The organism is Formosa agariphila KMM 3901 (assembly GCF_000723205.1).
In the GTDB taxonomy this organism is placed as follows: domain Bacteria; phylum Bacteroidota; class Bacteroidia; order Flavobacteriales; family Flavobacteriaceae; genus Formosa; species Formosa agariphila.
Genome location: NZ_HG315671.1, coordinates 3613348 through 3635421, shown reverse-complemented (window position 1 = coordinate 3635421; position 22074 = coordinate 3613348). Strand labels below are relative to the sequence as shown.

The 22074-nt window shown below is 33.6% G+C and carries 13 protein-coding genes; 7 read left to right on the top strand and 6 right to left on the bottom strand.

Annotated elements, in window-relative coordinates:
- Window positions 1-110 precede the first annotated feature (110 nt).
- The 4 genes from BN863_RS15320 to BN863_RS15305 all read left to right on the top strand — a co-directional run bounded on the left by BN863_RS15320 (window position 111) and on the right by BN863_RS15305 (window position 6003).
- Window positions 111-1421, top strand: coding sequence for an FGGY family carbohydrate kinase (locus tag BN863_RS15320; RefSeq protein WP_051774881.1), 1311 nt, complete (start codon window positions 111-113; stop codon window positions 1419-1421).
- 210 nt (window positions 1422-1631) lie between these two features.
- Entirely contained in the window at window positions 1632-2465 is an 834-nt protein-coding gene (locus BN863_RS15315) for an AraC family transcriptional regulator (protein ID WP_038532072.1), read from the top strand.
- 65 nt (window positions 2466-2530) lie between these two features.
- Window positions 2531-5014 (top strand): TonB-dependent receptor domain-containing protein, encoded by a 2484-nt coding sequence (locus BN863_RS15310; protein WP_038532069.1) that lies wholly within the window; start codon window positions 2531-2533, stop codon window positions 5012-5014.
- Window positions 5015-5244: 230 nt separating this feature from the next.
- Entirely contained in the window at window positions 5245-6003 is a 759-nt protein-coding gene (locus BN863_RS15305; protein WP_038532067.1) for a hypothetical protein, read from the top strand.
- 105 nt (window positions 6004-6108) lie between these two features.
- On the opposite strand, the gene BN863_RS15300 is transcribed toward BN863_RS15305, so the two are convergent.
- The 5 genes from BN863_RS15300 to BN863_RS15280 all read right to left on the bottom strand — a co-directional run bounded on the left by BN863_RS15300 (window position 6109) and on the right by BN863_RS15280 (window position 14940).
- On the bottom strand, window positions 6109-6996 hold the full coding sequence (locus BN863_RS15300; RefSeq protein WP_038532066.1) for a transglutaminase family protein: 888 nt from the start codon (window positions 6994-6996) through the stop codon (window positions 6109-6111).
- 2 nt (window positions 6997-6998) lie between these two features.
- Window positions 6999-9563 carry a circularly permuted type 2 ATP-grasp protein gene (locus tag BN863_RS15295; RefSeq protein WP_038532064.1) on the bottom strand — a complete coding sequence of 855 codons (2565 nt, stop codon included), beginning with the start codon at window positions 9561-9563 and terminating at the stop codon, window positions 6999-7001.
- 7 nt (window positions 9564-9570) lie between these two features.
- Window positions 9571-12903, bottom strand: coding sequence for a transglutaminase family protein (locus BN863_RS15290; protein ID WP_038532063.1), 3333 nt, complete (start codon window positions 12901-12903; stop codon window positions 9571-9573).
- Between the two features lie 270 nt (window positions 12904-13173).
- Window positions 13174-14289, bottom strand: coding sequence for a DUF2914 domain-containing protein (locus tag BN863_RS15285; RefSeq protein ID WP_038532061.1), 1116 nt, complete (start codon window positions 14287-14289; stop codon window positions 13174-13176).
- Window positions 14290-14538: 249 nt separating this feature from the next.
- The gene (locus BN863_RS15280; protein ID WP_038532060.1) at window positions 14539-14940 is read right to left on the bottom strand and encodes a hypothetical protein; all 402 of its coding nucleotides are present in this window, start codon (window positions 14938-14940) and stop codon (window positions 14539-14541) included.
- Between the two features lie 201 nt (window positions 14941-15141).
- Here BN863_RS15280 and BN863_RS15275 point away from each other — a divergent pair, with 201 nt between their 5' ends.
- Window positions 15142-15819: an N-acetylmuramoyl-L-alanine amidase gene (locus BN863_RS15275; RefSeq protein WP_038533773.1), complete on the top strand. Its 678-nt coding sequence runs from the start codon at window positions 15142-15144 to the stop codon at window positions 15817-15819.
- A gap of 4 nt (window positions 15820-15823) precedes the next feature.
- Entirely contained in the window at window positions 15824-17290 is a 1467-nt protein-coding gene (locus BN863_RS15270) for a M14 family zinc carboxypeptidase (protein WP_038533772.1), read from the top strand.
- Here the strand turns inward: BN863_RS15270 and BN863_RS15265 are convergent.
- Window positions 17287-18585 (bottom strand): D-alanyl-D-alanine carboxypeptidase, encoded by a 1299-nt coding sequence (locus BN863_RS15265; protein WP_051774879.1) that lies wholly within the window; start codon window positions 18583-18585, stop codon window positions 17287-17289. The genes BN863_RS15270 and BN863_RS15265 overlap by 4 nt on opposite strands.
- 335 nt (window positions 18586-18920) lie before the next feature.
- Here BN863_RS15265 and BN863_RS15260 point away from each other — a divergent pair, with 335 nt between their 5' ends.
- Window positions 18921-22064: a SusC/RagA family TonB-linked outer membrane protein gene (locus BN863_RS15260; RefSeq protein ID WP_038532059.1), complete on the top strand. Its 3144-nt coding sequence runs from the start codon at window positions 18921-18923 to the stop codon at window positions 22062-22064.
- Window positions 22065-22074: the final 10 nt, after the last annotated feature.

Below are 22074 nucleotides of genomic sequence, written 5' to 3'. Positions count from 1 at the left end.
AATTTGTTAGTTTAACAGGTTCCTCCAAGTATTGGTGATGTTTAAGTTTTCTCCTATTTTGATGTAAATCAGGCCAAGGAGAAAACTTTTCATTTTTAAATTTTAATTTTATGGAAAAAGTTATAGCAGTTGTAGATATAGGAAAAACCAATAAAAAGATATTTTTGTTTGACAAAAATTTTAATGTTGTGTATCAAAACGCAATTCAGTTTGAAGAAATTACAGACGAAGATGGGTTTTGTTGCGACGATATTGAAGCTATAGAAAATTGGGTTAAATCCAGTATCAAACACATTCAAGTTGAAGGTAAGTTTCAAATCAAAGCTTTAAATTTTTCTACGCATGGGGCCTCATTGGTTTATCTTAATAAAGAAGGAAAACGCATAACGCCACTGTACAATTATCTAAAACCATTAGATATAAATGATTATAAAGGATTTTACGAGTCTCAAGGCGGTGTAGAAGAGTTTTCTAGAAAAACAGCTTCTCCTGCTTATGGTATGTTAAATACAGGGATTCAAATGTTATCGCTTAAAAAAAATAAACCAGACACTTGGGAGCAAGTCCATACCATTTTACATTATCCACAATACCTAAGTTATTTATTTACAAAAACAATTACTGCAGATTTTACGTCTGTTGGGGCACATACCGCGACATGGGATTTCGATACCATGCAATACCACAGTTGGTTAAAAGATGAAAATATAAGTCTGCCAGAACCTTGTAAAGGAAACGACGCAGTGTTGACTGAAATTAACGGTGAGCAAATTGCAGTAGGAACTGGATTGCATGATAGTTCTTCATCTATCATTCCGATATTAGAAAATGAAACGCGTAAAAATTTCGTTTTACTATCTACAGGAACATGGATTATTACCATGAATCCGTTTAGTAAAGAAACATTAACACAGCATCAACTTCAAAATAATTGCTTGTGTTTTATGACTCCCGAAAAACAGCAAGTCAAATCTTCTATGCAGTTTTTAGGACGCATCCACGAGGTGTATATAGAAGCCTTAAGCGAATTCTTTAAAAAAGATATCGATACTCATTTAAATCTGAGTTTAAATGAAACGTTGTGTACGGAATTAATCGACCAAGATGCACGTGTGTTTTTATCTGAAAATATCGATACCGATTTTGAAGCACATCCAGAGTTTTTACAAAAGTTTTTGTCTTACGAGACCGCTTATTATCAATTGATTTATGAAATTAGTAAAAAGGTAATGTTGGCTATAGATTTAATATCTGATGAAGATGCCGTTTTAGAAGATGTATATATTTCTGGAGGTTTTAACCGAAACAAAATCTTTATAGAATTCTTACAGTTACTAAACCCTAGTATCACTATAAAAATTTCAGATTGTAAAAATGAAAGTGCATTAGGAGCAGCGTTATTGATGAAATCTTATTTGTAATAAATATTCAAAACTTAGTGTTTGTAACGTCTTTAAAGTAGATGCGTTACTGAGTAATAATATAAGTGTTTTTTAACAGTAGGCTTTTATATGCTGTGAATTTATGTGGTTATTTAATTGATTTTTTAGGTGTATAACGCGTGTTAATCAAAAAATCATTTAAACTTTTTTTAATGCTTATATTTAGCGGCAGATATTGTAAACATAACTATGCAAGAGCAATTTGGTATTCGCGTTAATTCTAAAATAGAATTAAAACAAACCCTCAAAATCGAGCCATTCGATACGACTAAAAGGTTTACAAAACCCCATAAGCATAACAAGTATTTCGAAATTGTATATTTAAGTCAAGGCAGTGGTTTGCATACCATAGATACTACAGCTTATGTTATTGATGTGCCTCAGTTTTTCTTTGTAAAACGAGAAGAAGTGCACCATTGGTCTATAGATACAGAGCCTAAAGGATTTGTTGTTATTTTTAAAGATGAATTTATTGAAAACACTAAGGATAAAGAAATAAATTTATTAGTGTTAGAGTTGTCTAAAATCAATATGCTTAATGTTAAAAACAAAGAAGATCAAATGGTTATTGAAACCATATTTGAATTGCTTTGTAAGGAAACAAAAACAAATTCAAACATTAATATTATCGAAGGATTATTAAAGGCGTTGCTTTCTAAAATAACAAGTTTAAATACTTACGATAAAAAAGGTGTGTTTGGAGATGTTTCGGAACAATTTTTATACTTCTTAAGCGAGAGTCCGCAAAATAACGTGTCGTATTATGCTAATAAATTATGCATAACACCGCAATATTTAAACACAATCTGTAAGCAGGCATTTAATAAATCTGCTTCCGAAGTTATCGCGACTTATATTAATAAAGAAGCTAAGCGTTTATTGTTATACACAGCCTATAATGTTTCCGAAATTGCACACTTACTTCATTTTAAAGATGCTTCTCATTTTGGGAAATATTTCAAAAAAAATAATCAGATTACCCCATTAAATTATCGAAAATCTGCTGTAAGTAAACCAGTTTAGATTCAAATAGACCATGATATCACTCAAGTGATTTCATATTTTTGATTTTTTATAAAACAATAAGAATGAAGTTTAAAAGTTTATGCCTGTCCGTATTAATAATGGTGTTCTGTCAAAATGTATGTGCTCAAGTAACGGGTACTGTTTTAGATGCTAAAGCGCAAGAGGTGATTGATTATGCAACTGTAGCACTGTATAAAACAAGTGACAGTTTATTAATTACAGGTGTTGTTACTAATCAGGCAGGAACCTTTGCTATAGATAATATTAAAAAAGGAAGTTATTATTTAGAGGCGTCTTTTATTGGATACGAAACCACGAAAACGGAACCCTTTACTGTTGTAAAATCAGATGCGAATTTAAATCTTGGAACCATTTTTTTAAACGCTAGTGCCGAACTTTTAAACGAGGTTGTCTTAAAAGGAACGAGTAGTGCTGTTATTAATAAAGTGGACCGACAAGTATTTTCTACTAAGAACTTTGAAAATGCTATTGGCGGTAATGGTGTAGATGTGTTAAGAAATTTACCTTCGGTAAATATTAACGGTAATGGCGAAATTGCACTGCGCGGAAGTACTAGTTTTACGCTTTTACTTAACGGAAAACCTATACAAAGTAGTGCGTCGCAAATTCTGGCACAACTTCCTGCAAATGCAATAGAACGTGTAGAGGTTATTACTGCGCCATCTGCAAAATACGATCCAGAAGGTAAGTCGGGTATTCTTAATATTATTATCAAAAGAGGCGCAACAAACGGAGCGTTTACACAAATAAATTTAAAGTTAGGAGCTCCAAGTATAGAAGATTATGATAACGAAGACGTTGCTGGTCGCTATGGCGGAGATTTTACATTCAATCTTAGAAATGATACTTGGAATTTTTCTCTAGGAGCAAGCTATACACGTAACGACGTGTCTGGGCGAAGAGAGGGAGATGTGTATACTATTATAAACGATACTTTAACGCAGTTTCCATCAGATGGTGAGCGAAGCTTCGATGAAATTAATTATTCTGGGCGTGTAAACTTAGATTATACGCCAAATGCATCTAATCTTTTTTCATTAGGTGTTTATGCCGGTAAACGCTCTAAAGATAGACGTGCTAATATTTTCTATTATGATAATCATGCCATAACACCTGCGGACGGTGGTGATGAAGATCGTATTTATACTTTTCAATATTGGAATGATAATTTAAGAATCCGAAAAAGTGATTTTGTGGTGGCTAGTTTCGATTATGAACATACTTTCATTAATACATCGCATTTGTCAACATCTTTTTTATATGAATATACTTTTCTAGGCGGTCCTACAACTAACGAAAATTTAGCATATCCAGATATTTCAGAAATTTTACAAGAAGAATATAACACAAATGATAATCCATTGCACGGAATACGTTTTCAAGCAGATTATACGTTTAAACCCATGGATATTGGGCAATTCGCTGTAGGGTATCAATATCGAAATTTAGATCATAAAGGAGACTTCGTGTACGAAAGAAAAGATTTAGATACCGGTGAGTTTATATTAGTGCCAGAATTTTCTAGTGAAGTAAATTTAATACGACAAATTAATTCTGGATATGTACAGTTAGATAAGTCTACAGCGCAATTCGATTATAGCGTAGGTTTACGTCTTGAAAGTATGGATAGAGAACTGTATTTAAAAGATAAGGTTGGGGTTGTAGATACAACGTATACATACGATTTTGTGAAACTATACCCTTCTGCATCTGTACAATATAAAGTCAATGAGGATTTAAAATTAAAAGCGGCCTATAGCCGTCGTATTGAGCGTACCACATCTTTTAAAATGAATCCGTTTCCTGAGCGAGAACATTCTGAAACTTTAGAACAGGGAGACCCTACTTTAAAACCTGAATTTATAGATTTAGTAGAGGTTGGAGTTGTTAAAGATTTTGAGGAAGGAGCTTCGTTATATGGAACCTTTTATTATCGCGATGTAAAAAATCTTATTAACCGTGTAAATACCATTTATAACGATACCATTTTAAACAGAATTTACTCTAATGTTGGTTCTGGAACATCAATAGGTTTAGAATTAGGAAGTGAGTTTAAAGTAACCGAAAATTGGAATAATTTTATAGGAGCCAATCTATATAACTTTGCCATAGATGGCGCGTATAACGGAAACCAAATAGATACCAGTAGTTTCGTGTATTCGTTAAATATTAACTCTACCTATACATTTTCTGAGACGGCATCTTTACAGTTTACGTTTAACTATTTATCAGAGCGGGTAACTGCTCAAGGTGAAGATTCTCAATTTTATTCACCCAATTTAGCTTTTAAGAAATCCTTTTTTAACAATCAGTTAGTAGCCACATTACAATGGCAAAATATAGATATGGGACTTCTAGATACAAACGAACAACGTATTACCACTTGGCAGGATGGTTCCTTTTATACTACAACTAATTATGTTTACGAAGTAGATATGATTTTCTTAAACTTAACCTATTCATTTAATAAAAGGAAAAACGAATCTAAATTTATAGAGAGTGAATTTGGTAAGCGTGAATTTTAAACGTTTTAGGCGTAAACGTCGTAACCATACATTATATAAATCTGAATAAAAAAGAGATGACTATAGGGAATTCTTAGTCCGTGTATTTGATACGCTAAAATTAAACTGATTTGTTTTTTTATATAGAAATGTCTTGTTAAAGAAATATTAAAAAACTTCTAGCAATTACGGTTAGCCGTAAAATATTAAGGCGCTAAACTTTTACATTTGAGGTAAACTAAATGAACCTTATGAGAAAGCCAAATCTTATCATGTCCCTGTGTTTAGGGGCTTTATTAGCCGTGAGTTGTAGTAGCTCAACTTCAGATGAATTCGAAGAAGTTAATGGAAGTGTAGAACACAAATTAATTAAAAACGTAATGTATAATTCAGCTCAAAATCCGAGCGAAAATCGTGTGATTACGTTAAACTATAGTTCTAATGGAACTTTAAATACAATTAGCAATGGCGAAGAGTCAAGTGTTTTTGTATACGAAAATGACCAACTAACAAATGTAACAGGAGGCGGAGATGCGTTAAATGTAGAAGAACTTTTTGATTCACCTTACAATGCTTATGAAACTGGGCAAGTAGAAGAATACGACGATAATGGTAATCCTAAATTAATTGTATTCTTCGAGGAGGATTACAATTATGATACAAATGAATATATCATTAAAGAATATACTGCCGAAATTAAGTATGATGATGCGCCAAATCCGTATTACTATACATTAGAATCTGCTGGAATAATTGATGCTTTAGACAAGGTGAAATTAAACTTTAGTTTAAATCAATCTTCAGAAATTTTAAGAGCTAAGGCTTTGTTTCCATTGAATAATCCAATACAAATTATTTATAAAAATGAGCTTGGAGAAATCATGTTAACTTTAAATGCAAACTACGATTACGATACAGATAATTATCCGAAAACAGCAGCATTAACTGCTGTAGATTCAAGATATAATGAAACATCTACTTCGACCCTTATTTATACTTATGTAAACTAATTTTACTCTTATTTTACTTTGTAGTATTAAGTAGAATCTAAAAACGGAACGACAAATTGTATATCTGTCATTCCGTTTTTTTTATTTTGTAATCTATTATAATATCTATGCTGGTCTAATATCTACAGCAACATTCATTTTGTTCTTTCCAGTACTGTAAACCACACCTTTTAAAGGCGGTACATCGTAATAATCTCGTCCCCAAGATACGGTGATGTGTTGGTTTTTTGGAATCTGATTATTTGTTGGATCAAAATCTACCCAACCAAATGTTGGGATGTAAACAGAAAACCACGCATGAGAAGCATCTGTACCTACTAATTTTTCTTTTCCTGGAGGTGGTAAGGTTTCTATATACCCGCTTACATATCGCGCAGGTAAACCTATAGAACGCACGCAAGCAATGGCAATTTGAGCAAAATCTTGACAAACCCCTTTTTTCTCTTTCATAACTTCATGAATCGGGGTAGCTATGGTACTAAAACCAGAATCAAATTTAAATTCTTTAAAGATGCGTTCCATTAATTCGTACGAGGCCTCAAAAACAGAACGGTCCGCTTTAAATGATTCCTCGGCATAAGCTTTTATTTCTGGAGAAATTCGAGTAATAAATATCGACTCTAATTTAAATTGATTGATATCTACCAAGTCAAGTTTATTTGTTTTTAAGAGTCTTAAAGAATCTTCTAAAGTGATGGATTTTCCCATTTTAGAGGTTTCAATGTCGTCTTGTTGACTGTAATCTCTTAATATTTTACTTTTTGCAGTAACTTCTAATTTTTTATGATGTTCTTGAATTGAAAATCGGGTGACTATATTTCCGAAGAAATCTAAACGTTCAGTGATTTCTGCGGGTTTTGGACTAATTTCTAATTCATACTCTAACAACTTTTGGCCAGGCATGGTTTTAGGTTTTAAAGTCGCAATATTATGACAAAAAGTTACACCGCTATCGTAGTCGTAACTTGTGGTGTGAGATACTTTAAACTCCATAATTAAAATGGGAAATTTTGATCAACCAATTGCTTTTGTTGATACGAATGATTGAAATAGGTGTCGGACAAGGAAAGCGACATTTCGTGTAATAAGTCACTCAGTTCGGTTAAACTATCGTCTAAATTTTCTCTAATTATTGTGTCGTCTGCGCTTAGTTCTAATAGGAAATCTAGATTTAAATTTCTGATTTTAGAATTAGCTTCCGAAATAAATTTTTGACAAGCAGTTACGGCTCCAATATTTTCGGAATGCGGTAATTTATCCACATCTTTTTGAATGCGCTTAAGCTGATATGTTAACGATTTTGGGAACTCTTCGTTTAAAAGAATAAGTTCTAAAACGTTTCCTGTACTTAAGTGAGAACGGTAACTATACCTGTAAATGTTTAAACTTTCGTGACTGTTAAGTAATGCTTCTAAAATCTCGTATTGGGTTTGTTTACTGTGACTCACTACCAAAAGAGAGCGGCATTTTGTAATGCGCATCATGGCTTGTTCGCTTTGTAAACCAATAAAATAAAGTAGAAGGCCTTGTTCAACCATTATACTTTCTTCTATAAGTGCCATAAACGCTATAAGTCTAGTAATAATCTTATCTAAAAATTTTATGAGCGACTGTATTGAGGTATTTTCATCGGCATCATCTACAAATAATTTCCAGTTTTTCTGAATACCATCGTAAACACGCCACATGTCTTTAGACCATAAATTCCTTAATGTGAAATACGAATTATTAAAACTACTCAAAGTTTGAGCTAAACTTCCAGGCCTATTCTTATCAATTAAAATAGATAAGATTTCTTTTAATGGATCTTTTAAAGTTGTTTCACCATCCTTACCAACAAATCCTGGAAAGGTAGATGTAATATGTGTGACAGATTTTAATAAGCAAAGCAAACTCTCTGATTGTTCACCTTGTTTATTATACTGTTCGTTGCTCATTTTTGTTAAAACCGTACGTATATAGCGCGCTGTTACTAAGGCACGACCTAAATAACGTCCAGACCAATATAAATTTTCAGCGGTGTTACTTGGTAAATCATTGATACCAGATAATGAAATCTTACAGGTATTATCCCAAGAGTAATTTTGAATATTGGTTTGAGGTTCGTCTGTAATAATCCAGAAATCCTTACTTACACCACCACGCTGATTGGATACAAATAAATCCTCACGCTCCGAAGCGACACGAACTAAGCCACCTGGCATAATAGAATACCCATCGCCTTTAGCCACAGAAAACGTTCTGCACATAACTTTACGAGGTTCTAATTTATCTTTTGCAAAATCTGGAGCCGTAGAAAACAATATTTTTTCTTGAGCAACAAATACAAACGGATTGGCAATGATTTCTTTCTTTAGGTTTTCTAAAGCTTTAGGTTTAAGGAATTCGCAGAAAAAAATGTTCTCCCTGTTTGATCTATCAATACGTTTTAAAACTAAATTAGATAGATTTTCTAGAACATAATCGCGTTCTTTTTTCTGTCCGCACCACCAAGAGCCAATTTGTGGAAGTATTAAATCTTCTTTAAAAAAGTATTTACAAATCGCATTCATAAACGGAATAAGTCCCGAATTTTCTAAAATCCCACTACCTATAGGGTTTATAATTGTAACTTGTTGTTCTCTTACTACATCTAATAATCCTGCTACACCTAAGTACGAATCTTCACGAAGTTCTAACGGATCCATAAACACGTCGTCTACACGTCTTAATATAACATCGACTTGTTTAAGCTCTTTTAGAGATTTCATCCAAAGTTTTCCGCTTCTTACTACTAGGTCGTTCCCGGCAACTAACGGATATCCTAAAAATGAAGACATATACGCATGCTCAAAATAAGTCTCGTTTAGAGGTCCAGGTGTTAAGATAACAATGTTTGGGTTTTCTTTGTTTTGTGGTGCCGAATCAATCAGCATTTTATTAAAATCGGCAAAGAAAGGCGACGGTGGTTTTACGTGAATATCTTTAAAAATATCGGGTAAAATTCTACTTGTAGCATATCTGTTTTCTAACGCATAGCCCATGCCCGAAGGCGCTTGAGTTCTGTCATTAACAACCCACATTTGTCCGTCTGGTCCACGAGCTAAATCTGCAGAATGGATTAGTAAATCTTTAGATGTTTTATATTTTATTTGATCACACTGTCTTAAAAAGCCACGATGTGCATAGATAACTTCTTGTGGTACAATACCGTTTTTTATAAGTTCGCGTTTTCCGTAAATATCTTTTAACGTTAGGTTTAATAATTCCGAACGTTGTTGTAGTCCTTTTTCTATTTTATCCCACTCTTTTTGGTGAATTAGAAAAGGGACTATATTTAATTTCCACGCACGGTGCATCCCTTTCGGGTCGTTGTAAACATTATAGGTTACACCGTTTTCGTCCATTAACCAATCCATCTCCTCTTGTTTTGAGGTCAAGGCGCTAGACCCCATTTGAGTAAGATTACTTAATAATTTTTCCCAATTGGGATTAACGGACATGTTAGATTTAAGAACTTCGTCATAATTTTTAAAATCAGAAAAATAGTTCTCAAATAAAGTGTTTTTATCAATCGGCATTAATCGTTTATTTTTTTCTTAAATCTAGGGTATAAGGGAATTCAGAATTAACTGGTTGTTCCTGATATTTATACTTTCTAGAACTGCCGTGAATTTCGACATTTCTACTCGAATTATTATCATCTTGTTCAATTTTTTCTACTTCAAAGATTTCTCCTTGAGTATGTCCAATATCCCAGAAACGGTTAATTCTCCTAGATTCAGCTTCATAGCTATTAATCGGATACGTTTCGTAAGAACGTCCTCCTGGATGCGCCACAAAATAGGTGCAACCCCCAATAGCGCGTTTGTTCCATGTATCAATAATGTCGAAAACTAAAGGTGTGTCTACATCTATGGTTGGGTGTAACGAAGAGTGCGGGTTCCAAGCTTTATAACGAATACTTGCTACAAATTCTCCTTTTACACCGGTATTATTTAAATTGATTTTTACACCATTACACGTTAGTACATAACGCTCTTCGGTAAAGTGAGACACCTTAACTTGAATACGTTCTACCGACGAGTCTACATATCTTGCTGTTCCGCCTCCAGTCATTTCTTCTCCTAAAACATTCCAAGGTTCGATAGCGGCGCGTAACTCTAAATTAATGTTATTAATTTCGACCATACCATGAAGCGGGAATCTAAATTCGAAGAATGGGTTAAACCAGTCTTCCTTAAATTTATATCCGGCTTTGTTAAGCTGACTAACAATATCTTTAATATCTTCTCTTACATAATGTTCTGTTAAGAATTTATCGTGTAATTCTGTTCCCCAACGTACTAAATCGTGCTCGTAAGGTTTTTTCCAAAACCATGCAACTAATGTTCTCACTAGTAGGTTTTGCATTAAACTCATCTGTGGATGTGGCGGCATATCGAAAGCACGAAGCTCTAATATTCCTAAACGTCCAGACGATGAATCTGGAGAATATAATTTATCGATACAGAATTCTGCACGGTGTGTATTTCCTGTTAAATCGGTTAATAAGTGACGGAATAATCTGTCGGTTAACCAAAACGGAACTTTTCCATTTTTTGGAATCTGACTAAATGCGATCTCTAGTTCGTATAGATTTTCCATACGCGCTTCGTCAATTCGTGGCGCCTGACTGGTCGCTCCGATAAAAGCTCCAGAGAATAAGTACGATAGCCCAGGATGATGTTGCCAGAAGGTTAGTAAACTTCTTAGTAAACTTGGTTTACGCAGTAGTGGACTGTCTTTAGGCGTAACGCCTCCTAAGGTTACATGGTTTCCACCTCCGGTTCCGGTGTGTTTGCCATCTAACATAAATTTTTCGGTACCTAAACGCGACTCTTTGGCGAGTCTGTATAAGGTTAGTGTGTTATGTGTAAGTTCTCCCCAGTTTTTTGCAGGCTGAACATTTACTTCTATTACACCAGGATCTGGCGTAATTTTCATAGATTCTAATCGGTTGTCTTTTGGCGGATCGTAACCTTCTAAAACCACTGGGATTTTAAGTTCTTTTGCTGTAGCTTCAATAGAAGATACCAGGTCTAAAAAGATTTCGGCAGTATCTAAAGGCGGGAAAAATAAGTGCATTTTACCATCTCTAACCTCGGCGCATAAACCAGTACGGATAAAATAGTTATTGGTGTCTTCAGAAATACCGTCTTCTTTAACTTTTCTAGAACGTCTTAAAACAATGTTCTTGTAGCTAGGAAGTTTTTTCTTTTTTGTAAAATTATCGGGTTGTTGCTGTGGAAATTCTCCAAATTCTGGATCTCTAAGCAATGAGTCTAGAGGTAATCGTAATCCGATAGGAGAGTTTCCTGGAATTAAGAATAAGTGTTTACGTCTAAAACTCCAAGCATTAGTGTACCATGTCTCTGAGGTATTGTTTAAAGGTAAAACATGGCCTATAGCTTTCGACTTTCCATCTTTAAGGATTTGCTTTAATTTATCTTTTACTAATAAAGCACCATCGTCTACCGTAGGGTCTACATCTATAGGTAATTTACCTTCTTCCCACATAAAATAAAACGCATCTTCGTAGGCAGGAATAATGTGTTTATCTGTAATATCTAATTTCTGAGTTAAGGTCTTTAAAAATAATTCGGATGCATTTTCTGGAAGTGGCGGATTATCGGAAAATAGGGATAATAACTTCTTATTATGCCAAATCTTTTTTCCGTCTTTTCTCCAACACAGTTCTATTTGCCAACGTGGTAATGGTTCTCCTGGATACCATTTTCCTTGTGCTTGGTGCAATACACTACCGTTATCGTATTCGTCGTATATTTTTGCTGCTAAATTTTTTGCAAGCTCGCGTTTGTGAGGACCATCGGCAGCTGTGTTCCATTCTTCCGATTCCATATCGTCTATAGACACAAAAGTAGGTTCTCCACCCATGGTTAATCTTACATCGCCTTTTTCAAGTTCTTTTTCTACTTTAAATCCGAGTTTGTATATGGCTTTCCATTGTTCTTCGGTATAAGGTTTTGTAACGCGAGGAGATTCAAAAATACGTTTTACTGAATTCTCAAATTCGAATTCTGTTTCACAAATATCTGTCATTCCACTTACAGGAGCAGCACTTTCAAACGACGGTGTACAGGCAAGCGGAATATGGCCTTCTCCAGCTAATAATCCAGAGGTCGCATCGAAACCAATCCAACCCGCACCAGGAAGATAAACCTCTGCCCAAGCGTGTAAGTCTGTAAAATCTTCCTCAGGGCCAGAAGGGCCATCTAACGATTTTTCGTCAGATTTTAATTGTACGATATATCCGGAAACAAATCGCGCACCAAATCCTAAATGGCGTAAGGTTTGTACAAATAACCAAGCATAATCTCTACAAGACCCTGTTCTGTGATCTAATGTTTCTTCGCAGGATTGTACACCCGGATCCATTCGGATGTTATATTTTAAATATTGATATATTTTCTGATTGATATCAATTAAGAAATAAATCGTTTTTCTTGGTGTGACATCGATAGTTTTTAAAAAATCTTGTAATAGTGGTCCTGATTCAGTAACCTCTAAGTATGGAAGTAGCTCTTTTTTTATAGTATCGGTGTACGTAAACGGATATTCCTCAGCACTTTCTTCTACAAAAAAATCAAAAGGATTTATAGTTTTTAAATCCGCTATAATTTCAACTTCTACAGTTAATTCTTTTGTTTTTTCAGGGAAAATTAATCTCGCCATATAATTTCCAAATGGATCTTGTTGCCAATTGAAAAACTGCTCTTCGGGAGTAATTTTAATAGAATAAGCTTCTATTGGTGTTCTACTGTGTGGAGCTGGTCGTAATCTAAAAATGTGTGGAGATAAAGATACCAGTCTGTCGTACTTGTATTTCGTTTTGTGTGTAATTACTATTTTTAAAGCCATAAATAAATCCAATTAAAGACTCTACAATTTAGTTGATTTTTACTCGAAAACTAAAGGAACTGAAGAAAAAAAGCTAAAGATTGGAAATTATAAGTTTTTTATATTTTAAAATGACGTATCAATAATTTTTTTGTGCTTTTTTGAAGTAATAACTAATTTTTAAAAGATATGATTTATGATATTTTGGGTAAATTGTTAAAAACACGTGTTTTTGGTAGGTGTAAAACGTGTAAAAATTAAGTGGAGTTCTTTATTTTTAATTGTTAATTTTTAAAACTGCTTTTGTATTAAGCGTGTTGGTTTTTGAGAAGAATCTATTATAATTTCGAAGTCAATAACACCTAAAACTAATTCTTCTTCAGTTAATACTTCAACTTTCCAGAGTCCAGATTTTACATTGTTTTTATAAGAATAGCCACGATATCCTTCATTTCTTCCGCCGGTAATATTAAATTTAATATTGTCTAATGTCACCCAAGTATCCTGTGTTTCATCGTACCAATTCCATCGGTGTATAATTGATTTTTTTAATGCTGTAGGTGCAAATATCGATGAGTAAATATATACAGGTGCATCTGGGTTGCGTACGAATTTAGAATGGTGATCTCTCCAAAATATAATGGGGTCTTTTTGCTCAAAAGTTACAAGATATGTATTGTCTTTCACTTTAATGTCATGCGCTACAATTCCGGTTTGTAAAGCCAAAGGCACAGGAGGAATGAGTTTAAAATAATAAAATACATTAATGGTAATGTATATGGAGAAGATGATAGAAAATAATTTTCCTAAACGGATTTCTGCTCGGGTGCTTGGGCTTTTGCTGTAAATAAAGGTAATTAATAATAATGTACAGCTTAAACTGACTAGCCCTGAAATTATAAAAATTGTAGGATTCATTTCTTTAATGAATACCGGAATCATAAAACTGAAAAATGTAAAACAGATAAAATAATAAACACCAAACTGTAAATATTTATTAGAGATACGCTTTTTTAAAACTTCATTAGCAAATAATAATGTGACTAAAATGAGAAAAAAAGAAGCCGTTTTAGATAGAGATACACTTCGGGAAAAGTAAACCACGTAAGCACTAGAAAGTCCGCCAAAAAAGAACTGTATGGCTAGCGGAAAGTACTCTTCAAAACGCTCTAGAAATGTGTTTTTCCATTTACCATCGTCTGCCAAATTATATAAATATAGTGTAATGCTTAAAGATGTCATGTGCAGGCAAAGCACAGTAAGGTCGTAGAGTCTGTCTATACGGCCAAGCGTAAGTGTGTCAAAAATAAATCCGCCAATAAAGAATAAAACAGGAGCATATTTTTGATGTTTACGGATAAATTTTCGTAAACCACTATTCTTAAATGTTACCAAAGCACGTTTCATAATCGGTTTTAGGCAGAGCAAATATAATAGAATAAAAACCGCATTAGATTAGTTTTTCATGCTTTGTGTTATTAATAACAAGAAATTAAGAAGGTGTTAAATAATAGATTAAAGCAATCTGAAAATTAAACCTGTAGTTCTATTGATTAGATGTCTTGTGATATTTAAAAAACAACCTAATCGGTAAGTGTATTAAAGCAAAAAAGCTTCAGAGGATGTCTGAAGCTTTTTAGAATTATAGTGTTTTTTTTATTGTTTAGTGTAGGTAACTCTTTCAATTCCATCTTCGATAGAAACCATTTGGGTCTCCGATATTTTTCTAAAATGAAATTCCACCTCTCTTTCTACGCCAGGTTCTCCTTCGTATTCAAGTTCAAATTCATATTCGGTATCAGAAATAATATCTTCATCTACAAAAATATAACCGTTAGATTGGTCTGCGATATTTTTATAGCAAGTTTCTGTGCCAGATTCAATTTCGCAAAAGTCGTCTGTTGTAAATTTAACACCAGATAAATTAGTTGAGCCTTGTACATACCAAGTGCCTTGAATCCAAGTGGGTGTATGAAATGTTGTGTTTCTAGCTCCATCGTCATCAGAGTTACAAGAAAAACAGATTACTGCAATAAGGATAATAAATAAGTGTTTCATAACATGAGTTGTTTGTGTCGCAATTTACATAATTTTTAGAATGCTTAAGTCATAAAATAAAGAAACTCCATCTATAACAATAGCGTTTTATAAGTTGTGTAAAAATGACTGACCTTTCTTTGGTTTCAAGGAATCGTTTTGTAAAATTGATTAACTTGTCGACGTTTTACTACGTTATTAAGTTCAAAATTAAAGATGCTTATGGTTTTAACTTTTAAAAATTATTTTAAAATAGTAATTCTGCTTTCTGTTTTTGTCTCTTGTGGTGTGCAAAATAAAATTGTTGACAAGCCTATTGTTTTTAATGAAGAGCGTAACGAATTAACGCTTGAATATCTTGACGAACATTACGGTTTAAAACAAACAGAACCTACAATAGTTCCAAAAATGATTGTGTTGCATTGGACGGTGATACCAACCTTAGAACAATCTTACGAAGCTTTTAAAAATCCATTGCTACCTAATTTTAGAACAGAAATCAATAGTGCGAGTGCATTAAATGTGTCTTCTCAATTTTTAGTAGATCGCGATGGTACCATTTATAGGTTAATGCCAGAAACCACAATGGCAAGGCATGTAATAGGTTTAAACCATTGTGCTATAGGTATCGAAAATGTTGGAGGCTCTAAAGACTTACCTTTAACCGAACTTCAGGTTAAAGCAAACATTAAATTAGTTAATTATTTAAGTAAGAAATATCCAATAGACTATCTTATTGGTCATTACGAGTATTCAAATTTTGAAGGCCATCCGTTATGGTTAGAAAAAGATAATGGGTACAGAACAGAAAAAACAGATCCAGGGAAAACATTTTTAGAAGCTGTTAAAGCAGGGACGCTTAAGAATGAATTTAAAACAACTCCGAGTAAAAAAAAATAAGACCATGAAATATATATTAAGCAGTATTCTTCTTGTGATTACAGCAACTGTATTTGCTCAAAACATTAACTTTACTTCACAACTTTATAAAGAATATGATAAATATAAAGTTGAAGAGTTTTCTACAAGGCGTTTAAAACATAGCGATATACAACCGTTTATAAAAAGGTTGAGGTTAGATAAAAAATATATTGTAAAACATGTAGGGTCGTCCATCGAAGGGCGTGCTATTAATTTAATAAGTATTGGTAGTGGTTCGGTAGATGTTTTTCTATGGTCGCAAATGCATGGTGATGAAACCACAGCAACACAGGCTATTTTCGATATTTTTAATTTTTTAGATAGTGATGAATTTAAAGCTGAAAAAGCAGAAATTTTAAGTAAACTAACATTACATTTTTTGCCTATGCTTAATCCTGATGGTGCAGAAGTTTTTCAGCGTCGTAATGCTTTAGGGATAGATGTAAATAGGGATGCTTTAAGATTACAATCGCCAGAAGGGCAAATATTAAAGCGTGTTCGCGATAGTTTAGATGCCGATTTTGGTTTCAATCTTCATGATCAAAGCCGATATTATAATGCAGAACGTACAAGTAAACCTGCAACGGTTTCTTATTTGGCTCCTGCCTATAATTATGAAAAAGATATAAATGATGTTCGCGGAAATGCAATGAAAGTTATTGTGTTTATGAATACTATTATTCAACAATATGCCAAAGGGCAGGTGGGACGATATAACGACGATTTCGAACCAAGAGCTTTTGGTGATAATATTCAGAAATGGGGTACGAGTGCCATTTTAATAGAATCTGGTGGGTATAAAAATGATCAAGAAAAACAGGAAATACGCAAGCTTAATTACGTGTCTATTCTTTCTGCAATTTATGTGATTGCAAACGAAAATTACAAAAAGATATCTATTGAAGATTATGAAAAAATTCCTCAAAACGATAGAAAACTGTTCGACCTTAAATTAACCGAAGTTACATATAATCTTTTGGACAAAAACTATGTTCTAGACTTAGGTATTAATTATACAGAGAAGGATGTCGACGAGCATGTAAACTACTATAATGTGGGGCGAATTATTGATCAAGGAGATTTGAGTACATTTTATGGCTACGACGATTTTAATGCTAAAGGTTATACTATTGTTGAAGGAAAAGTGTATCCAGAAATATTTGCCAATGTGAAGGATTTAAATTCTCAGAAAGTAAATGAACTATTAAAATCGGGTTATACCTATGTAAGAGTGTCGGATTTAAAAGACTCTAAAAAGTATACACAACTTCCAATACATATTATAAGCGAAGATTTTAAGGTTCCTGAATTTCGCATTGGTGTGGGAGTAAATCCTACTTTTATACTTAAGAAAAATGATGCCGTTAATTATGCCGTTATAAATGGCTTTCTAATTAATTTAAACAATACAAACAAAGTGTTTAAAAATGCTTTAATTCTTAAAGATTAATACGTGTCTCTAAGGTGTTCGAAAATGTTTTGCATGTGCTTTTTTACTTCGCTAGTTGGTGTGGTGTAATGGTTATTCATAAAGCTGAAGATTAGTGTTTTTCCAGATGCTGTAAGTAAGAAACCACTTAAAGAATAGTTGTTTCCTACAGATCCTGACTTAGCATAAATATAAGGTTCTGTTTGTCCAGCGTACGAATTTTTTAATGTTCCCGATTGGCCTCCTGCTGGAAAAAAATGAAATAAACGTTCGCGAGGAATTGTCGTGTAGAGTTTGTTTAAAATCTGAACAAAAGATAAAGGTGAAAATAAATTATATCGACTTAATCCAGAACCGTCCACCCAACGTGGTTTTTGCTTTAAATCGTTTAAATGATGTTCTAGAATATAGTTTCTAAGTAAGGTTGTATTTAAAGTGTCGGTGATTGTACTCGAAGCTAAAACGAGCATTTGTTCTGCTAGAAAGTTATCGCTTAAATGCATCATTCTTGTGTATAAAGAGTCAGACGGAATGCTATAGGCTATTTCTGGAGTAGAATTAAATTGTTGATGAGAAAAACTCACCTTTCCAGGCAGTAAATCGCTCCAAAGATTCTGAGTTGTTAGACTGTCTAATACAATTGGGATTTCTCTCGCTCTTGTAGATGTCGTATCGTAAAAAAAGATATTTTCGTTATATAGGCGATTGATTTTATCTGTTTTTTGAAAAACACTGTCTTTAAAATAGTTTGGACTAACTTCCAATTTATTCGTATTCGATATGCTCACCACATTTCCATACATTGGAAAGCTGCTTCGTTCTGGACTAAAATAGGTATCGTAATCTTCCCAAGCCCAACCTGGACCAAATTTGTCATCGGTAAAGGTGTTTCTTAGAATGGATACGTGCTTATAACCTTTGGCCATTTGTAAAGCTGTACTATCCTTAAAATACGGATGTAAAAAACTAGGATCTCCTATTCCTCTTAATTGTAGCGTATCGTTAGATGCATGATAATAGAAAGCAGGAATGCTGTCTTTTAGTAATGTTAGTGCACTAAATAAGGTAATGATTTTGGTATTACTTGCTGGCGTGAAATATTTTTCTGCTTGGTGTTTATAAACCGTGTCTTTTGTTTCAGGGTCGTAAATCATAATTCCAGTAAACTGATTATCGTAAAATGCAGTTGAAATAGATTTTGTAATCGTTTTCGATAATTTCGAAGACTTACAACCTACAAAAATAGTGAGTCCTAGTATAATACCTAAGATTTTTAAGAAAGGGGCTAGTTTTATTAAATGCTTTATACTATGCATATCTGTTACGATTGTGTTGGTTGGAAAACTATATAAAACTAATAAGTATTACCTATTAGGTATTATAAATGTAGGCATTTAAATATTACGCTATAAATGTTTGTGTGGTGCTATGGAGTAAAAATTCCAATACGCATTTGGGGTCTTCTAAGAGTAATTATCAAAATGACATTTAAGCTATGTAAAACATGTATTGCATATTACGGATATTTATTTTAATTAAAAATTCTTATTAAAACATCATAAATCATGTGTTTTGAAGTCTTTTAACAAGGGTTTTGTAATTTGTTTATAAAATTTATGTTAAATTAACATAATGTTAAAATCAAACTAATATGAGAAAAACAATTACAATTCGGCTTACTCTTATTGTCTTTTTTACCTCTTTGTTCTCAGTACTTTATGCTCAGAACATAGAGGTTAAAGGAACAGTGAAAGATGATACCGGTATGCCATTACCTGGGGTAAATATTCAATTAAAAGGTACCTCAACCGGAACTGCCACAGATTTTGATGGAAATTACAAGCTTAAGGCTAACATGGGCGATGTTTTAGTGTTTTCATTTTTGGGGTACGATAAACAAGAAAATACTGTTAACAGCTCCGTTTTAAATGTAACCCTAGTTATGGGGGAAGGAGAAGCTTTAAATGAAGTTTTAGTAACTGCTTTTGGTATTGAGAAATCGGCTAGAGAAGTGGGGTATTCAGTATCTCAAGTCAAAACAGCCGATTTAGATTTGGCAGGACAGTCTAATGCGGTTTCGGCTCTTCAAGGTCGCGTTGCAGGATTGCAAATAAGTCAAACTTCAGGGTCTTCTGGAGGTGGTGTAGATATTTTAATTCGTGGAGTTACATCTGTAAATCCAGATAGAGATAATCAGCCCTTAATAATTGTAGATGGTTTGGCTCTTAATAACGATACGTTTTCGGGAAGTGTGTTGCCAAGTACGGGATCTAATTCACCAAGTAGTTCAGAACAATTTTCATTTTCAAATAGAGCTTCAGATATAAACCCTGAAGATATTGAAACCTATAACGTTTTAAAAGGTGCTGCAGCTACAGCATTATATGGTGTTAGAGCAGCCAATGGAGCGATAGTTATTACAACTAAAAAAGGAAAGTTGGGTAAAGCCAGAGTTAATATGACGGCGTCAACAACTTTTAGACAAATTAGAACAACGCCAGATTTACAAACTACATATAGAGAAGGGTTTAGTGGAGCACCAAGAACCTTGTATACACCAGAAACCGACACTGGATTTACTAGATTAGGAGGGACATCTTTCTATTCTTGGGGGCCAGAATATACCGATGATTCTTATACTATGGATGACGGTACAGTGGTCGATTTAACAGGCGATCAGTTTTACGATCCATACGATTTGTTTAGAACAGGTGTGAATACCCAATTAAACTTTAGTCTTAGTGGTGCAACAGAACGCATAGATTATTTCTTTTCTGCAGCAAATAACAGTGAAGAAGGTGTGTTGCCAAATACAAATTACGACAAAACAACTTTCAGGTTTAAAGGAGGATATACTGTAACCGATAACTTTAAAATAAATACATCTGTTGCTTATACTAATTCTGGAGGAGCTCGAGGAAATGGTGGAGATAAATCTGTTTTTAGTGCATTAGCATATTATTCAGGAACATTTCCTATTAACGATTATCAAAACGCAGATGGTTCCGAAAGAGATTACTCGTTTGGTATTATAGATAATCCAAGATATTTATTAGAAAAGAGTCCGCTTTTAGATGATGTAAATAGATGGGTTGGAAATGCAACTTTAAATTGGCAACCATTGTCATGGATGAATATTACATATGCGGCTCAAGTTGATAATTACTCAGATCAAAGAAATCGTTTTGTAACTCCAGATTTAGATGCTGGATCTGCTGTAGGCGGATTTATTGTTAATCAGAATATAAATTTCTTAGGTCTAGAATCTAACTTTTTAGTGGCGATGGACAAAGAGTGGTCAGACGATTTTTCAACCACACTTACTGTGGGTAACCAAATATCCGATTCTAAAAGAGATTACACATGGCAGCGTGGAGAAACCCTTAACGTACCAGGTATAAACGATATCGCAAATACCATTAACTTATTTGCTGGTAAAACAGTAACTCAGCTTAGAAATGTTGGTGTCTTTGGAGAGTTAAAAGTAGATTTTAGAAATAAATTATTTTTAACGGTTACAGGAAGAAATGACTGGATTTCAACCTTGCCAAAAGAGAATCGATCATTTTTCTATCCGTCTGTAAGTATGGCTTACGATTTTCATGATTTAATAGACAAGGATAGTAACTTCTTTAGTTTTGGTAAATTAAGAGCATCATGGGCAGAAGTAGGTAAGGGGCCATTATTTGGTCAAGTAGGACACTATTTTATTGCCGATGGCAATTTCCCTTTCGGTGGAGCCGGTGGATATAGATCAAGTACGCAACTAGGAGATACTAATATGTTGCCTGAACGAAACCAATCTTACGAAATTGGAGCCGATTTACGTTTCTTCAAAAACCGTTTACGAATCGATTATGCTTACTATAAAACACGTGTTAAAGATCAAATATTTACGGTAGGAGCAGCCTATTCTTCTGGATTATCTGGTATAGTAAGAAATGCAGGAGATTTTGAAACTTACGGGCATGAATTATTAGTTGGATATGATGTTATTAGAACAGAAGATTTTAAATGGGAACTTATTTTTAACTGGTCTACAAACGAAGGAAAAGTGCTTAGCTTACCAGAAGATGTAGAATCTTTAATTTTTGCAGATGCAGGATTTGCAGGGATAACTTCAGAAATTCGTGAAGGTGACAAAATGGGAGACATGTATGGGTATACTTATAGATATGAAGATGGAGAACGTTATATAAACGAAAACGGGTTGCCAGATGTAGATACTTCAGAGCGTGTAAAAGTAGGTAATGCGTTTCCAGATTTCGTCACGTCTTTAGGTAGTAATTTTAGTTATAAAGGTTTTGGTCTTAATGTTCTTGTAGAATGGAAAAAAGGAGGTGATTTATACGACGCTGGTAGACGTAATAGTTTACGAAATGGTGTTCTAGCTGAAACAGCTTATAGAGATGTATTAACGGTTATGGATGGAGTTATGGATAATGGCTCTGGCGGATATGTTACCAATACAACAGAAGTGCTAATCGATCAAGATTATTATAGAAGTAGTTACAATTTCAATTTAGCTTCAGAAGTTTTATTACAAGATGCATCTTGGGTAAAATTACGTAACATAGGAGTGTCTTATAGTTTGTCTGGAAATATTTTAGAAAGATTAAAAATGAACCGCATTAGTTTCTCTGTAAATGCTAATAATATTTTATTATGGACGCCTTATAAAGGTTACGATCCAGAAGGAAATCAATATAGTGCAGGGAGTAATGTATATGGTTTTACAGGGTTAGGAACACCACTTAGTGAGAGTGTGTCAATGGGAATTAATTTAGGATTTTAAAAGATGAAAA

Excerpts from the sequence above, each read along its gene's own strand:
- BN863_RS15320 (WP_051774881.1), top strand. The coding sequence starts at position 111 with ATGGAAAAAGTTATAGCAGTTGTAGATATAGGAAAAACCAATAAAAAG.
- BN863_RS15315 (WP_038532072.1), top strand. The coding sequence starts at position 1,632 with ATGCAAGAGCAATTTGGTATTCGCGTTAATTCTAAAATAGAATTAAAA.
- BN863_RS15310 (WP_038532069.1), top strand. The coding sequence starts at position 2,531 with ATGAAGTTTAAAAGTTTATGCCTGTCCGTATTAATAATGGTGTTCTGT.
- BN863_RS15305 (WP_038532067.1), top strand. The coding sequence starts at position 5,245 with ATGAGAAAGCCAAATCTTATCATGTCCCTGTGTTTAGGGGCTTTATTA.
- BN863_RS15300 (WP_038532066.1), bottom strand. The coding sequence starts at position 6,996 with ATGGAGTTTAAAGTATCTCACACCACAAGTTACGACTACGATAGCGGT.
- BN863_RS15295 (WP_038532064.1), bottom strand. The coding sequence starts at position 9,563 with ATGCCGATTGATAAAAACACTTTATTTGAGAACTATTTTTCTGATTTT.
- BN863_RS15290 (WP_038532063.1), bottom strand. The coding sequence starts at position 12,903 with ATGGCTTTAAAAATAGTAATTACACACAAAACGAAATACAAGTACGAC.
- BN863_RS15285 (WP_038532061.1), bottom strand. The coding sequence starts at position 14,289 with ATGAAACGTGCTTTGGTAACATTTAAGAATAGTGGTTTACGAAAATTT.
- BN863_RS15280 (WP_038532060.1), bottom strand. The coding sequence starts at position 14,940 with ATGAAACACTTATTTATTATCCTTATTGCAGTAATCTGTTTTTCTTGT.
- BN863_RS15275 (WP_038533773.1), top strand. The coding sequence starts at position 15,142 with ATGGTTTTAACTTTTAAAAATTATTTTAAAATAGTAATTCTGCTTTCT.
- BN863_RS15270 (WP_038533772.1), top strand. The coding sequence starts at position 15,824 with ATGAAATATATATTAAGCAGTATTCTTCTTGTGATTACAGCAACTGTA.
- BN863_RS15265 (WP_051774879.1), bottom strand. The coding sequence starts at position 18,585 with ATGCATAGTATAAAGCATTTAATAAAACTAGCCCCTTTCTTAAAAATC.
- BN863_RS15260 (WP_038532059.1), top strand. The coding sequence starts at position 18,921 with ATGAGAAAAACAATTACAATTCGGCTTACTCTTATTGTCTTTTTTACC.